Below are 14,545 nucleotides of genomic sequence, written 5' to 3'. Positions count from 1 at the left end.
GACAAAGTGGGTTCTCCCGCATTTCCCAGCAGCTTCTCCTACTGATCATTTTCTGAATTACGACCAGCCCGGCGTTGACAGCCATCAATGAATGGTGCCGTGACTTCGACAAACCGCAAGTACCGATTGACGGAAACCGGCAGATCGAGACGTATCAGGTGGCGTGCAAGGATTTGCTCTTTGGATGCTAATGTGGCGGCCACATAACGCATTGATCGCTCGCAACACCGGTCTCCGACCCGATTGACAGCCGTCAATGCCGACGCAACGGGAACGGTCTAGCGTCGGACTATGAAACTTCTTGTCGCCTATGCCTCGACCGATGGTCAAACCCGCAAAATCTGCCGCGTCGCAGCAGATTGGCTCGTCGATGCAGGCCATATGGCCGAACTCCTGCCGCTCGCCGATGCCGATGACATCGACCTGACACGCTTCGATGCGGTGTTACTGGCTGCATCGGTTCATGGTGGTCGCTATCAGAAAGCACTGACGGAGTTCTGCGCCAATCGTGCCGCCGCTCTGTCTGCCTTGCCCAGCCTGTTCCTCTCTGTCTCGCTTGCCGCCGCAGGCCACGAAGCCGAAGACTGGCAGGGCCTGGAGAAGATTCTTGCCGATTTCACCTCGGCCACAGGCTGGACCCCCGATCGGGTCGAACAGTTGGCGGGGGCCTACAAGCCCTCTGAATACGATGTTTTCCGCCGTTTCGTGATGCGCCGCATCCTTGCGATCAAGGATCCGTCGGCGGATCTTTCCGCTGATATCGAATATACCGACTGGGCAGCGCTCAAAGCGGTTCTGGCCGATTGGCCTGCGTCCTTCGCGACCGACGACGGGGATTGACACCGCGAAGCATTGATCGCCGTCAATGCGGCCTCGCCCGCCCCCACCCAAGTCTGGTCAATGAGGAGGAGCTTTCGTTGATGACCAACCGCGCAATCGACTATGATGCGGACCCTTGGGCCGAAGCCCGTGCGATGCTCGACATGCCCGGCGGGATGCTGAACATCGCCTATGAGGCGGTGGACCGGCATGTGATGCACGGGCACGGGGATGAGACTGCAATGCTCTGGCTCGGCAAAGGCGGAGATCGGCAAGAACTGAGCTATGCCGACATGGCCCGACAATCCTCGCGTTTCGCCAACGTCCTTGCCGCCCATGGGCTTGCGCCTGGCGACAGCGTCTTCGCGCTGCTGGGTCGTGTTCCCGAGCTCTACATAGCCGCGCTCGGTACGCTGAAGGCGGGCATGGTTTTCACACCGCTCTTCTCCGCCTTCGGGCCGGACCCCATCCGCACCCGGATGGAGATCGGCGCCGCGAAGGTGCTGGTCACAACGCCGGACCTCTACAAGCGCAAGATCGCGGCCTGGCGCGACGAGATCGGGACGCTAAAGCTGGTCCTTGTCATCGGTGTCATTGATGAGGATGCCGATGAGGGCTGCGTCGCTCTCGGTCCTGTGATGGCCACTGCATCGCCCGATTTCGATACCGCCCCGACCCGGCCCGAGGATCCGGCGCTGATCCATTTCACGTCCGGCACGACGGGGCGGCCGAAAGGCGCGGTCCATGTCCACGAGGCGGTACTCTACCACGCCTTCTCAGGGCAGTGTGCACTGGATCTGACGCCTGAGACGACCTATTGGTGCACCGCCGATCCCGGCTGGGTCACCGGCACGTCCTACGGGATCATCGCGCCGCTGGTTCAGAGGGTGAAGATGATCGTGGACGAGGCGGAATTCGACCTGGAGCGCTGGTATAGCACGATCGAGCGGGAAAAGATCGAAGTCTGGTATTCCGCGCCAACTGCGATCCGGATGATGATGCGCTCTGGCGCTGATGTGGCAAAGCCGTATGACTTTTCCTCGCTGAGGTTCCTCGCCAGCGTGGGAGAGCCGTTGAACCCCGAGGCGGTCGTCTGGTCGGAGAACGTGTTCGGCCAGCCGTTTCACGACAATTGGTGGCAGACCGAGACCGGCGGGATCATGATCGCCAACCTGCCCGGTATGACGGTCAAGCCCGGCTCGATGGGCAAGCCGATGCCGGGGATCGAGGCCGGCATCGTCGAACGCGAGGGTAATACGCTAAAGGAACTCGGCACCGGCGAAATCGGCGAACTGGCGCTCCGGCCCGGCTGGCCGTCGATGATGCGGGCCTACCTGAACGAACAGGCGCGCTACGACAAGTGCTTCGTGGACGGCTGGTATCTGTCGGGCGACCTTGCCACGCGGGACGAGGACGGGTATTTCTGGTTCGTCGGACGGGCCGACGACCTGATCAAGACCTCCGGTCACCTGGTTGGGCCCTTCGAGGTGGAAAGCGTGTTGATCGAGCACCCGGCGGTGGCCGAAGCAGGTGTTATCGGCCTGCCGGACGAAACCGCAGGCGAGATCGTGAAGGCCTATGTCACGCTGAACCCAGGATTCACGGCCGACGTGGCGCTGGAGCGCGCATTGCGCGGCCATGCTCGCAAAAGGCTTGGCCCGGCCGTTTCTCCGCGCGTGGTGGTGTTCCGCGAAAACCTGCCCAAGACCCGTTCTGGCAAGATCATGCGGCGGCTGCTCAAGGCGCGGGAACTGGGCCTGCCGGAAGGTGACATTTCCACTCTGGAGACCGATGAGAAATGAGAGCGCCCGACAAACCCAAACTTGACCGAAACCATGTTCTTGCGCTGCTCCGCGACATGATCCGTGTCCGCCGTTTCGAGGACAAGTGTGCCGAACTCTACACCCAAGAGAAAATCCGCGGCTTCCTGCATCTCTATGACGGGGAAGAGGCAATTTCCGCCGGGGTCATCCCGGTTCTCGGACCGCGGGACCGGGTTGTCGCCACCTATCGCGAGCACGGGCACGCGCTGGTACGCGGTGTGCCCATGACAAAAATCATGGCCGAGATGTATGGCAAGGCCGAAGGCTGCTCGGGCGGGCGCGGTGGTTCGATGCATGTTTTCGATACCGACACCAATTTCTACGGCGGCAACGCGATTGTGGGCGGCGGCCTGCCGCTGGCGACGGGCCTCGCGCTGGCGGACAGGATGCAGGGTGCGGACAAGGTGACGACCTGTTTCTTTGGCGAGGGCGCCGTTGCGGAAGGCGAATTTCACGAGGCGATGAACCTGGCTGCACTCTGGTCCCTGCCGGTTCTTTTCGTCTGCGAGAACAACGGCTATGCGATGGGTTCGGCGCTGGCCCGGACCGAGGCAGAAACCGATATCCATGAGAAGGCAGCCTCCTACGGGCTGGAGGCGCGCCAGATCGATGGCATGGATGTCGTCGCGGTGGAGGCGGCCGCGCGCAAGGCGATCGGCAAGATCCGCGAGACCGGCAAACCGATTTTCCTCGAGTGCAAGACCTACCGGTTCCGTGCGCATTCCATGTTCGACGCGCAGCTCTACCGTGATAAAGCCGAGATCGAGGAGTGGCGCAAGCACGGCCCGATCGTCCGCTTTCAGGGCTGGCTGCTGGAGAACCACCTGATCCACGAGAAAGACGTGACCCAGATCGAAACGGACGTCGATGCCGAGATCGCCAGCGCCGTGGCTTTTGCCGAGGACGGAACATGGGAGCCGGTCGAACGGCTGTCGCAGCATGTGCTTGGCCCCGCGCCCGCCCCCCCGGAGCCAACGAAGCCCTCGGGCGAGCTTGTGGAAATCACCTACCGCGAGGCGGTGAAGCAGGCGATTCGCGACGCGATGATCCGTGACGACAGGGTCTTCCTGATGGGCGAGGATGTGGGGGCCTATGGCGGCTGCTATGCGGTCTCGAAAGGCTTGATGGCGGAATTCGGAGAGGAGCGCATCCGCGACACGCCGCTATCGGAAAGCGGGTTCACGGGCGCGGGCATCGGCGCGGCGGCAGCCGGGATGAGGCCGATCGTCGAACTGATGACCGTCAATTTCTCGCTGTTGGCCCTCGACCAGATCATGAACACTGCGGCGACGATCCGGCACATGTCGGGCGGGCAATTCGGCGTCCCGCTGGTGATCCGTATGGCAACCGGGGCGGGCAAACAGCTCGCGGCGCAGCATTCGCACAGCCTGGAGGGATGGTATGCCCATATTCCGGGGCTGAAGGTTCTGGCCCCCGCCACGCTGGAGGACGCGCGCGGCATGCTCTGGACAGCACTTCAGGACCCTGACCCTGTGCTGATCTTCGAGAACGTCATGCTCTACAACATGACGGGCAAGATCGACAGCAACGCCGGTGCGGTCGACATCTCGAAAGCCGAGTTGCGGCGTAAGGGGCGCGATCTGACCCTCATCACCTATGGCGGGTCGCTGTTCAAGACGTTGCAGGCGGCGGAGGATCTGGCGGGTGACGGCATCGAGGCCGATGTGATCGACCTGCGCAGCCTTCGCCCGCTGGATGACGCGACGATTATGGCCTCCGTTGCCAGGACGCACCGCGCGCTGATCGTGGACGAGGGTTGGCGCAGCGGATCATTGGCCGCCGAGGTCTCGGCCCGGATCATGGAACAAGCCTTCTGGTCGCTCGATGGGCCGGTGGAACGGGTCTGTTCGGCAGAAGTCCCGATCCCCTATCCCAAACACCTGGAAGACGCCGCGATCCCGCAAGTGCCCGGTATCGTCGCGGCCGCAAAGACCATGATGGGGCGGGCCTGATGGGTATCTTCACCATGCCATCGCTCGGGGCCGACATGGAGGCGGGCACACTTGTCGAGTGGCTGGTGAAACCGGGTGACGAGGTGCATCGAGGCGATGTGCTCGCAGTGGTCGAGACCCAGAAGGGCGCCATCGAAATCGAGTGTTTCGAAGACGGCAGAGTGCTGGAATTGCAGGCCGATCTGGGTGCGGCCCTGCCCGTGGGCGCGCCTCTGGCGCTGATCCTTGGTCCCGGCGAGGCTGCGCCAGAACCAAAGGAACCCGAAGCGCCGGCTGCTGACACCAAGCCCGAAGCTGTGCCCGCCCAAGCCCTTGCCGACACCCCCGAAGTCGCACCCGATCCAGCGGTTGCGATCCCACTGCCCCACGGTGCCACCGCTGCCTCGCCCGCCGCGCGTGCCCGGGCCAGTGAACTTGGCATCGACCTGGCGACGATCACAGGAAGCGGACCGGCGGGTGCTGTCCTGCTGAAGGATCTGGAGGTACGAAAGTCGTCCGCGGCGATAGTACAGACCGCCTCTCCGATGCTGGAAATGCGCAAGGCCATCGCCGCTGCGATGGCGCGATCCAAGCAGACGATCCCGCATTTCTACCTGTCAGAGACCATCGACGTACAACCCGCGCTCGAGTGGGTGGAAGCCCGAAACGCCGATCGGCCGCCCTCGGACCGGCTGCTTCTGGGCGCGCTGTTCGTGCGGGCCACGGCGCTGGCTGCCGCCAAGGTGCCATCGGTGAACGGCCAGTTTGTCGATGGCGCCCTGCGCCCGACCGACCGGGTGAATATCGGGGTCGCTGTGGCCTTGCGGGGGGGCGGCCTGGTCGCGCCGGCGCTGATCGATGCGGGCGCGATGTCCGTCGACGAGACGATGTCAGGCATGCGTGACCTGGTCTTCCGCGCGCGGGCCGGGAGGCTCCGATCCTCGGAAGTGACCGAAGGTACGATCACGATCTCCAGCCTCGGCGCAGTCGGAGCAGAGGCGATGGCCGGCGTGATCTTTCCGCCGCAGGTCGCGCTGGTCGGTCTGGGGGCGTCCAAGCTGCGCCCCTGGATCGTGGAAGGCGCGGTCGTGCCACGAACAGTTGTCACCCTGACCCTGTCCGTCGATCACCGCGTGAGCGACGGCCGACAGGCCGCGCGTTTCATCGCGGAGTTCCAATCTCATATCGCTTCGCCGGAGACACTATGACCAAGGAAGACATTCGCACCGCTTTCATCGAAGAGCTGCTCGACATCGCCCCCGATATCGACCCGGACACCTTGGGCGAGGACGATCACCTGCAGGACGATCTTGAACTCGACTCTATGGATGTCCTGAACCTGGTGACCGCGCTGCATCGGAGGCTGAATGTCGACATCCCGGAAACGGATTATCCGCAAATCGCCACATTGGCGCTTGCGGTGTCTTATCTGACCGCCCGTGTGACGTGATCGACGCCAAAGGCTTACCCGGATTGTGTCGCAATTTGACCGTCGTCAATGCGGGGCGGATCTTTCACCGGGACAATCGAATGGCGGTTTCAGGACCCCAAAGGAACGACCCGACCACCTACGCTAACACATTCTCCGCGTGATCTCTCATCACCTCAGCCCTCTTGAGAGGGACCCATGACTGATGCGGCCATGTGAGCCGCCAACCTAGGGAAAGACACCCATGCGCGCGATGGTCTTGGAAAAACAGAACGCCCCGCTGGTCTTCCGCGATCTGCCGGACCCCGCCCCGGGACCGGGCGAAGTGCGGCTCAAGGTGGAAGCCTGCGGCGTCTGCCGCACCGATTTGCATATTCTCGATGGCGAGCTCTCCCATCCCAACCTCCCACTGATACTGGGACACGAGATCGTCGGGCGCGTCGACGCGCTTGGCGCGGGTGTCGACGGTCTGACACTGGGCCAGCGGGCCGGGGTGCCTTGGCTTGGCCGCACATGCGGGACATGTCCGCATTGCCGCGCACATCGCGAGAACCTCTGCGACGCACCTGAATTCACTGGCTACGACCGAAACGGTGGATATGCCGAACTCTGCGTGGCCGACGCCGGATATGTCTTTCCTCTGCCCGACGATGCGGACCCGGTGCGACTGGCACCGCTGCTTTGCGCGGGGCTGATCGGGTACCGCACGTTGAAACTCGCCGGTTCCGCCGAGCGTATCGGGTTTTATGGGTTCGGGGCGGCGGCGCATATCCTGTGCCAGCTCTGCGTCTGGCAGGGCAAAATGGTTTATGCCTTCACCCGGCCCGGCGACCAGTCGGCGCAGGCCTTCGCCCGTCGTCTGGGCGCGGTCTGGGCAGGGTCGTCCGACGACAGCCCGCCCGAACCACTGGACGCCGCATTGATTTTTGCGCCAGTCGGCGCGCTTGTTCCGAAGGCGCTGAAGGCGGTGCGCAAGGGCGGCTGTGTCGTGTCGGGCGGCATCCACATGAGCGACATTCCTACCTTTCCCTACGCCGATCTTTGGCATGAACGGGTCATCCGTTCGGTTGCAAACCTGACGCGCAGCGATGGCGAGGAGTTCCTGCCGCTGGCCATTGAGGCCGGCATAGAGACCGAAACCACGATCTATCGCCTTGAACAGGCCAATCTTGCGCTGGATGACCTTCGCTCCGGGCGCTTCACCGGGGCCGCCGTTCTGGTTCCCTGATGCGGCCGATTTCCGACAATCTGGCGTATACCGAACAGCTCGCGCGGCCGGGGCTGCGAGGATTTTTGTGACAGGTCACGGCGCAGAGGAGTCACTGATGGTTGCCGGACATCAGGGATTTTTCTGCCACGCCCCAAAAGTCCCCCTGCACCGCAAAATCGGTGCAGGCGATGCTTTAGCAGGTGCCTTTACCCTGTCTCTCGCTTTCTCGTGGCGATGGGCTGAACAGGACCTCAAATGGGGCATTGCAGGTGCTGCCGCTACAGTTGGCCCCGAAGCGGCCACGTTTTGCGGCCCCTGCGAAACCAAAGCCTTGTTGCCCCAATGCCGATTGGAGAATTGTTAGGATCACTGGTGTTGTGTGACGATCAACAAATCTCTTGATTGCTCAAGCTATCGGATCGGAACCCAATATCCGATGCGGCTCATTTGAGCATCCTGATCCGCTAAATCTCATGATAAACTGGCCAGTGAGAATAGACTGTGTCATTGGTGCGCCTGATAATCGACAACGCGCTGGGTCGCCACCAGAAGAGCGGATGAAAGGCAAGCCACCTTGCCTACCCCGATACAGTCGTCGCTGTCCCGCGACACATGCTCCCGCCCGGCACCATGCAGTCTACGAAGTGTAGCCGTTTCTCGACCGGGCATACCTCTGCATCCTTCATCGCCTCAATCCACACCGCCACAGCCCGCAATTTTCTGTTTGCAGGGGGCCCTTTCCACAGTTTCGCATCGCCGTGCGAGAAGATGCCATGCTCCTGATCCTGTGCGCATTGACCGCCATCAATGACGGCGCGGCCCGCGTGTCACAGTTTGTTGCAAGACTGACTGAGGAGAACGGGATTTGGACAAATATCTGATCTGGTACGAAGACCTGCGGCGTGGCGATGTCGCAGTCGTGGGCGGCAAGAATGCCTCGTTGGGCGAGATGATTTCAACCCTCACCGCCAAAAACATTCGCGTGCCAGACGGCTTTGCCACGACAGCCGAAGCTTATCGCGGCTTCATCGCGGCCAACGGTCTGAAACAACTCATCACCGAGCGGATTGATGCGCTTGATGCCGGACGCACGACGCTGCACGAGGCCGGTGCGGCCATTCGGACCGCAATAACCGCCGGCGAATGGCCTAGGGAAACGGCGGAAGCGATATGCGCCGCCTATCGAGACCTCGCGAAACGCAGTGGCCAAAAAGAGCCATCGATTGCCGTCCGGTCTTCCGCCACGGCCGAGGACTTGCCAGATGCAAGTTTCGCTGGACAGCAAGAGACCTTTCTCAACATCACCGGAGAGGCGGCGCTGCTCGATGCATGCCGCCGATGCTATGCGTCGCTCTATACCGACCGGGCAATTAGCTACCGTCAAATTCTGGGATTCGGTCGGACGGACGTCGCCTTATCGGTTGGCATTCAGCTCATGGTCCGCTCTGACATCGGCAGCTCAGGCGTCATGTTTTCGATAGACACAGAGAGCGGGTGTGACCGTTTCGTGCTGATAAACGGTGCGTGGGGGTTGGGGGAGAACGTTGTGCAAGGCGCGGTGAACCCAGACGAATTTCAGGTCTTCAAGCCCTTCCTGGACGATACCGGCCGACTGCCAATCGTTTCCAAGACACTGGGCACGAAAGAGATCAAGATGATCTATGGCCAGGCTGGTGAAGCGGCGACGCGCAACGTGCCGACCTCGGTGGCTGAACGCGAGCGCTTCACATTGAGCGATGAAGAGGCCGTGGAACTGGCCCGATATGCGAAGACCATCGAGGCGCATTACGGCGTCGCCATGGACATGGAATGGGCAAAAGACGGCAAGACCGGTGAGTTGTTCATCGTTCAGGCGCGCCCTGAAACTGTACAGTCACGCAAGTCTGGGGCAGTGTTCCAGTCATTCAACGTCACACCGTCAGGCAAGCTGATGGTACAGGGCCTGAGTGTCGGGAATGCAGCGGCTGCGGGCCGGGTTTGCCTGATCCGCTCAGCGCATGAGATCGACCGCTTCGTTGATGGCTCGGTGCTCGTCACCTCGACCACCGACCCCGACTGGGTGCCGATCATGAAACGTGCCGCCGCCGTCGTCACCGACCACGGCGGACGAACATCGCACGCTGCCATCGTCAGCCGAGAACTGGGACTTCCGGCAGTCATCGGCACTGGTAGCGCAACCCATATCTTACACGAAGGTCAGGACGTTACCGTCTCCTGCGCCGAAGGTGAAACCGGAGCGGTCTATGATGGGCTGGGACACATCGAGGTCAGCGACATCTCACTTGACGACGTGCCTCAGACACGAACCGGCGTGATGCTGAATATCGCCAACCCTTCGGCCGCAGTCCGTTGGTGGCGGCTCCCGGTGGACGGCGTCGGATTGGCACGGATGGAATTCCTGATCAGCAACGAAATCAAGGTACATCCGCTGGCCCTGCTAAACCCTGACCAGGTGAAGGACGCGACGGAGCTTCGCGCCATTACCGAACTGATAAAGGGATACCAGGACGGACCCACCTATTTCACACAGCGGCTGGCTATGGGTCTGGCGCGGATTGCCTCCGTCTGGTATCCGAAACCGGTGATTGTCCGACTGAGTGATTTCAAGTCGAATGAGTACGCCGACCTTCTCGGCGGCCGTCACTTTGAACCATCGGAAGAAAACCCGATGATCGGCCTCAGAGGCGCAGCGCGCTACTATTCGGCTTTCTACCGCGATGCCTTCGCGCTGGAATGCGCCGCGCTGAAGCGGCTGAGGGACGAGATGGGCTTTACCAATGTCATCGCTATGGTGCCCTTCTGTCGCTCCCCCGAAGAGGCGGACAAGGTGCTGGAGGTAATGGACGCGAATGGCCTCCGACGCGGAGAGAATGGTCTCGAAGTCTATGTGATGACCGAGATTCCATCGAACGTGATCCGGGCCAAGGAATTCTCCGAGCGGTTTGACGGCTTTTCCATCGGATCAAATGATCTGACCCAACTCACGCTGGGCGTCGATCGCGATAGCGAAGCGCTGGCCGATGTGTTCCGCGAGCGCGACCCGGCGGTGCTCTGGATGATCGAGACCGCCATTCTGCGCGCACACGAGGCCGGACGGAAGATCGGGCTCTGTGGTCAGGCGCCCAGCAATGATCCGGATTTCGCACGCCTGCTGGTAAGCGCCGGGATCGACACGATCTCCGTGACGCCGGACAGCTTTTTGAACGTCAAACGCAATGTGGCACAGGCCGAGAAGGATGACCTCAGCGAGGGTCAGGCTTGATAGTACTCTGAAGGCCGCCTCCATTTCAGGGACTGGATGGAAAACCCGCTCCAAGTCGCGCAGCGGCCCCGGCTGTCATACTCCATTCCAATTCGGAGACGGCATGCCTTTCGGTCAATAGGTCGTTGACGGAAGTCAATGCGAGGCGACGACCTCGGCGCAATATGTCACCAAAGCAAGAGTGGAGGGTCCGATGGCCATGGTTTTAGGAAAAGTTGCATTAGTCACCGGCGCGGCAGCTGGGATCGGTCGTGCAACGGCACAGAAATTTGCCGAGGAGGGTGCCAAGGTCGTGGTGTCCGACATAGATCAGCCGGGAGGCGAAGAAACCGTATCGCTGATCAAGAATCATGGCCGCGATGCCGTGTTCGTCAGGGCGGACGTTTCCAGACCCGAAGACGTCGAAAGACTGATTGATGAAACGGTCAGGTCCTACGGACGCCTCGACTGCGCATGCAACAATGCCGGTATCGAAGGGAAGATCGCTCCGCTGGCGGATCAGACAACTGAGAACTTCGACGCGATATTGGGTGTCAACCTGCGCGGCACGTTTCTCTGTCTTCGAGCCGAGATCCGGCAGATGCTAAGGAACAGAGGCGGCGCCATCGTCAACTTGGCCTCGGTCGCCGGTCTCGTCGGTTTCCCCGGGCTTTCACCCTATACCGCATCGAAACATGCGGTGAACGGCCTGACAAAGAACGCAGCACTTGAATATGGGAAACTGGGGATACGGGTGAACTCGGTTTGCCCCGGAGGAATTGACACCCGCATGCTCGACTCGCTTGCTGAGCAGAGCACAGGCGGCGCACAGTCCACGCGGGAGATGATGGACCCCCTGCATCCGATCGGGCGGATCGGCACGCCCGAGGAAGTTGCGGAACTGATCGTCTGGCTGTGTTCGGACCGTGCCGGTTTCATGAGCGGTGCCAATGTACCCGTCGATGGTGGATTTGTAGCTCAATAGCATATCGCATCCCGGCGACATACAAAGCACCCTGCCCTGCTTGTGAGTATACGCTCAGCCGGTGCCCTAGGTGGCGAGGTTTGACACCACGGGTGCGCAGAGGCTGGGCATGAGGTCGTCGATGCGGCTTTTTGGATGTCCGTCGAACAGCGCCCAGTTCTCGGCTCCGGCGTCGTGCCCGGCAAAGCGGGCATTCTTTCGCGTAAGAGCGATTTTTCTAATCTGGTTCTCGACCGGGTTGGTGTCCAGCGCCAGCGGGATGCCGGTCTGGTCCCAGACCAGAACCTTGACCCTGTCTGCCCGCTTGGCTCAGAACACGAAAGCCGCGCCGCTGAACGGATCGACGCCCATCGTCTCCTGCACCAGCAGCGCCAGCCTGTCGATATCCTTCCGGAAATCCGTCGGGCGTGTGGCCGCATATACGCGCAGTCCACCCGCCAGTGAGATCATCGCGCCGCCACCCGGATCGCACGGACCATCCATGTCGGCTTGTCCTCGTCGTTCCCTGACCGCGGGCGGAAGACGACGCCATCCAAAGAGCCGTCCAATCCTGTCTCATCTCGGCAGGAGGTGATCGGCGAAGCGCTAACGCTTGTGGGTCAGGCACCCCGCATCCCTGCCTGCGAAAATCGGTGGCACAGGTCCATTCCGCGACCCGGGCGGTTCCCGCTGCACCGAGGAACTTCGCAAAGACACGGCCCAACTCCGCCAGAATATCCGCAATGAGACTGTGGCCTGAGCGCTACACACGGGTGCCGCTGCGTGATAGTCCGCACTCGCCTCCCCGAATGCGGTGGCGAGGCGATCATCGAGGGCGCCACGTTCCGCAACGCGCTCCAGTTCGTATTCCGCCGGGAAACGCCACATCCGCAGAACCCAATCGACGACCGGACCATCACCGTTCAGGGCAAGGCTCGCGTCGCTTTGGGTTACCGGCAACATGTCGCGGTAAATTTCAGGTGCCGCTGGTTGGTTCAGTTCCAGTTCGCGGGCCGTCAGGCCCCTGCGGAGCGCAACCGTGCTCAGGCCCATGTCGTCGTATTTGACGGCACGTTTCAGCTTTCGCCAGTGTCGCCTCAAAGAAACACATAGCGCCCTGCGTCTCGATGACCTCGACGGGATCATCAGTGGCGAACGCATGGTCCGAGGAAAGGGATTGGATCGTTTCGGCCTGTTCCATCGCCCCCCGTTGGCAGTGCCAGTGTCACCCACGACCGGTCGGTACCACATTGACGCCACGCAATGCCATAACCCCGCCAACATGCGATGTTTGAACGAAATTTCGCTTCAAAGAGGGAGCAAGGAGCAATGGCAGAAACATCGTTGTAGCCACGGGCGGCTCGGATACGGGACACCGCGCGGTCGACTTTGCCGCCACATTGTCGAAGACGTTTACCATTGCCAAGCAAAGCGTCTGTAAATCTAGGGGCGCTTCAGTGGGAATACGCCACTTACAGTGAATTTCTCCATTCTCGTCAGCTCAATAAGACTTTTTGACTCAAAAAGATCCAGTCAAGAGCGCAAGCGCATTAGAGGCTGCGGACGTACCTGTAGACCCTGCATTGAGTTCGGACCGTATGAGAAAAAGCTTCACGAGGTCCTCTCTTTTTTCAGGGTCTGAAAATTGCGCGACCTCAGCGTTTCCAAAATATTGTTTGGCTTTGTCTTTAAAAATCGTCAGCTGTTGGTCCAAATCCAATGTGCTGACAGAACTCGGAAGTCCAAGCGCAGTTTGCAGTACAGACCTCACAGCTTCATTTCCCATAACTGAGTACCAACGACCGTTTTCCGTCGTATCTTTATTTGCAATTTCTGTCAGCTCTGTCTCAATATTTAGAGCAAGCCGCATGTCATCATTTTGCTCTCCAACGGCAATTTCAAATTGCTTATTTTGGTAAGAAGAAATGATCTCGTCCGGAAAATCACTCAGTACAGTGTTCGGGATGTCGAAATTTCCAAACCCGAATGCTTCTGAAAATTTAAAGTAGCGTTTGTCGGACAGCTTATTGGAAAGTGAATCTGAATCTAGTGTTCCCTCGTCTAAAACACGTTCGATGAAGTACTTGTTGTTGATGTCATCATCCAACCCGAATGCTCCCAGAGCAACTTTGAGAAGGCGGAAATTGGACACCAGTTCCTCGGCTGACTTTACCTCCGCGATATTCTCGCGGAAGTAATCGATGTCGCGCTTGATTTCAGAGGAGGCGTTGAACGCCTCTTGCTGGTTGTCCTTTGTGCGTTGAAGGACAACCCATCCAGCGTAGCCACCAAATGGAACAACAGGCTGATAGCTCATTGATATTTAGCGGCCGACAAGAGCCGTTCTTCTCTTGGAATGAGCGCGCGAAGCAACTTGAGTGCTTGGTAATACTGATCGTTTTGGATTTCAGCCGTCGCAGTGTTCAAAATTTTGCGGCTGTCGGGGTCTGTTAGAACCTGACTAAGCTGCTCAATGCCACGCATAAGCTGAATGCGCGCATCTTTTGGCTCAGCGTCGCCCGAGAGGACGAGTTGCGCTATATAGCACACTCTGCGAACTGGAGTGTTTACTTCTTCAGGGTGTATCGCATCGCGTAGCCTGAGGATGTTTGCATTTGGCGTCACGATTGAAAGCCGGGACCGTCGATCTCCATTTTCAATCACGGCACCGTTGATCAGAACCCGTTCTTTTGGGCCGAGTTTTAGTACGAGGCCACTCATTTACTGACCCTCCCGATGCAAGCCGCGCATAATGGCTGTGTTAATGTCAATGAGAGCTGTCTCATTGGCTTTTTTAGAAAGAATCGCTGATGTGTGTTGAGCTGTGAATTGAGCAAGATAAAAGATTTTTGCTCTGAGCTCTTTTGGGAGTTGATTGTCTTTATCAGCAACACTGGAGGCGAGGAGCGTCCAGAGGCGACGATTGTCGTAAAGAGCTTTTACATAATCAGGGTAAGACGTTTTCTTATCTTCTGAGGCTTGGCGCAGACGGTGCGTAATGCGCGCGAAAGCCTCGTACTCGGTGCCGCGAGGTGTACGAATTGGGGCGGTGGTATTGGAATAGGCCGTTCGGGCCATTTGGAGAGCGTTCACGTCGTATCCTTCCG

General features: G+C 60.0%; 13 protein-coding genes and 1 pseudogene. 9 read left to right on the top strand and 5 right to left on the bottom strand.

Going from position 1 to position 14,545, the window contains the following annotated elements:
* Nucleotides 1-291: 291 nt before the first annotated feature.
* The 8 genes from C8029_RS18540 to C8029_RS18500 all read left to right on the top strand — a co-directional run bounded on the left by C8029_RS18540 (nt 292) and on the right by C8029_RS18500 (nt 11,459).
* Nucleotides 292-840 carry a flavodoxin domain-containing protein gene (locus C8029_RS18540; RefSeq protein WP_009570483.1) on the top strand — a complete coding sequence of 183 codons (549 nt, stop codon included), beginning with the start codon at nt 292-294 and terminating at the stop codon, nt 838-840.
* An 80-nt stretch (nt 841-920) separates the two neighbouring features.
* Nucleotides 921-2,621: an acetate--CoA ligase gene (acsA, locus tag C8029_RS18535; RefSeq protein ID WP_152003472.1), complete on the top strand. Its 1,701-nt coding sequence runs from the start codon at nt 921-923 to the stop codon at nt 2,619-2,621.
* On the top strand, nt 2,618-4,615 hold the full coding sequence (pdhA, locus tag C8029_RS18530) for a pyruvate dehydrogenase (acetyl-transferring) E1 component subunit alpha (RefSeq protein ID WP_152003471.1): 1,998 nt from the start codon (nt 2,618-2,620) through the stop codon (nt 4,613-4,615). Before acsA ends, pdhA begins: the two co-directional genes overlap by 4 nt.
* Nucleotides 4,615-5,802, top strand: a complete 1,188-nt coding sequence (locus C8029_RS18525; protein WP_152003470.1) for a dihydrolipoamide acetyltransferase family protein — start codon at nt 4,615-4,617, stop codon at nt 5,800-5,802. The genes pdhA and C8029_RS18525 overlap by 1 nt, the downstream gene beginning before the upstream one ends.
* On the top strand, nt 5,799-6,044 hold the full coding sequence (locus C8029_RS18520; protein WP_009570479.1) for an acyl carrier protein: 246 nt from the start codon (nt 5,799-5,801) through the stop codon (nt 6,042-6,044). The genes C8029_RS18525 and C8029_RS18520 overlap by 4 nt, the downstream gene beginning before the upstream one ends.
* A 223-nt stretch (nt 6,045-6,267) precedes the next feature.
* Nucleotides 6,268-7,251 carry a zinc-dependent alcohol dehydrogenase family protein gene (locus tag C8029_RS18515; protein ID WP_152003469.1) on the top strand — a complete coding sequence of 328 codons (984 nt, stop codon included), beginning with the start codon at nt 6,268-6,270 and terminating at the stop codon, nt 7,249-7,251.
* A gap of 847 nt (nt 7,252-8,098) precedes the next feature.
* The gene (gene ppsA, locus C8029_RS18505; protein ID WP_009570476.1) at nt 8,099-10,495 is read left to right on the top strand and encodes a phosphoenolpyruvate synthase; all 2,397 of its coding nucleotides are present in this window, start codon (nt 8,099-8,101) and stop codon (nt 10,493-10,495) included.
* A gap of 193 nt (nt 10,496-10,688) precedes the next feature.
* Nucleotides 10,689-11,459, top strand: coding sequence for an SDR family oxidoreductase (locus tag C8029_RS18500; protein ID WP_009570475.1), 771 nt, complete (start codon nt 10,689-10,691; stop codon nt 11,457-11,459).
* Nucleotides 11,460-11,525: 66 nt separating this feature from the next.
* On the opposite strand, the pseudogene C8029_RS18495 reads toward C8029_RS18500, so the two are convergent.
* Together C8029_RS18495 and tnpB are read right to left on the bottom strand one after the other, a co-directional pair.
* Nucleotides 11,526-11,714: pseudogene (locus tag C8029_RS18495) on the bottom strand (IS66 family transposase); the annotation flags it as partial.
* 54 nt (nt 11,715-11,768) lie between these two features.
* Nucleotides 11,769-11,942 (bottom strand): IS66 family insertion sequence element accessory protein TnpB, encoded by a 174-nt coding sequence (tnpB, locus tag C8029_RS18490; RefSeq protein ID WP_009570474.1) that lies wholly within the window; start codon nt 11,940-11,942, stop codon nt 11,769-11,771.
* A gap of 279 nt (nt 11,943-12,221) precedes the next feature.
* Between tnpB and C8029_RS18485 the strand changes: the two genes are divergently transcribed.
* Nucleotides 12,222-12,551, top strand: a complete 330-nt coding sequence (locus tag C8029_RS18485) for a hypothetical protein (protein ID WP_152003467.1) — start codon at nt 12,222-12,224, stop codon at nt 12,549-12,551.
* A gap of 406 nt (nt 12,552-12,957) precedes the next feature.
* Here C8029_RS18485 and C8029_RS18480 read toward each other — a convergent pair whose 3' ends face one another.
* Genes C8029_RS18480 through flaF form a run of 3 tightly spaced genes read right to left on the bottom strand, consistent with a single transcriptional unit; the run spans nt 12,958 to nt 14,531 of the window.
* Nucleotides 12,958-13,755 (bottom strand): DUF1217 domain-containing protein, encoded by a 798-nt coding sequence (locus C8029_RS18480; protein ID WP_009570471.1) that lies wholly within the window; start codon nt 13,753-13,755, stop codon nt 12,958-12,960.
* Entirely contained in the window at nt 13,752-14,159 is a 408-nt protein-coding gene (gene flbT, locus C8029_RS18475) for a flagellar biosynthesis repressor FlbT (protein WP_009570469.1), read from the bottom strand. The genes C8029_RS18480 and flbT overlap by 4 nt, the downstream gene beginning before the upstream one ends.
* Entirely contained in the window at nt 14,160-14,531 is a 372-nt protein-coding gene (gene flaF, locus C8029_RS18470; RefSeq protein ID WP_100220028.1) for a flagellar biosynthesis regulator FlaF, read from the bottom strand.
* Nucleotides 14,532-14,545 lie beyond the last annotated feature (14 nt).

Origin of the sequence: Roseobacter sp. TSBP12, assembly GCF_009129705.1 — a bacterium.
GTDB lineage: Bacteria > Pseudomonadota > Alphaproteobacteria > Rhodobacterales > Rhodobacteraceae > Celeribacter > Celeribacter baekdonensis_A.
The sequence above is the reverse complement of the archived record's forward strand: the minus strand, read 5'-3'. Positions and strand labels throughout refer to the sequence as shown.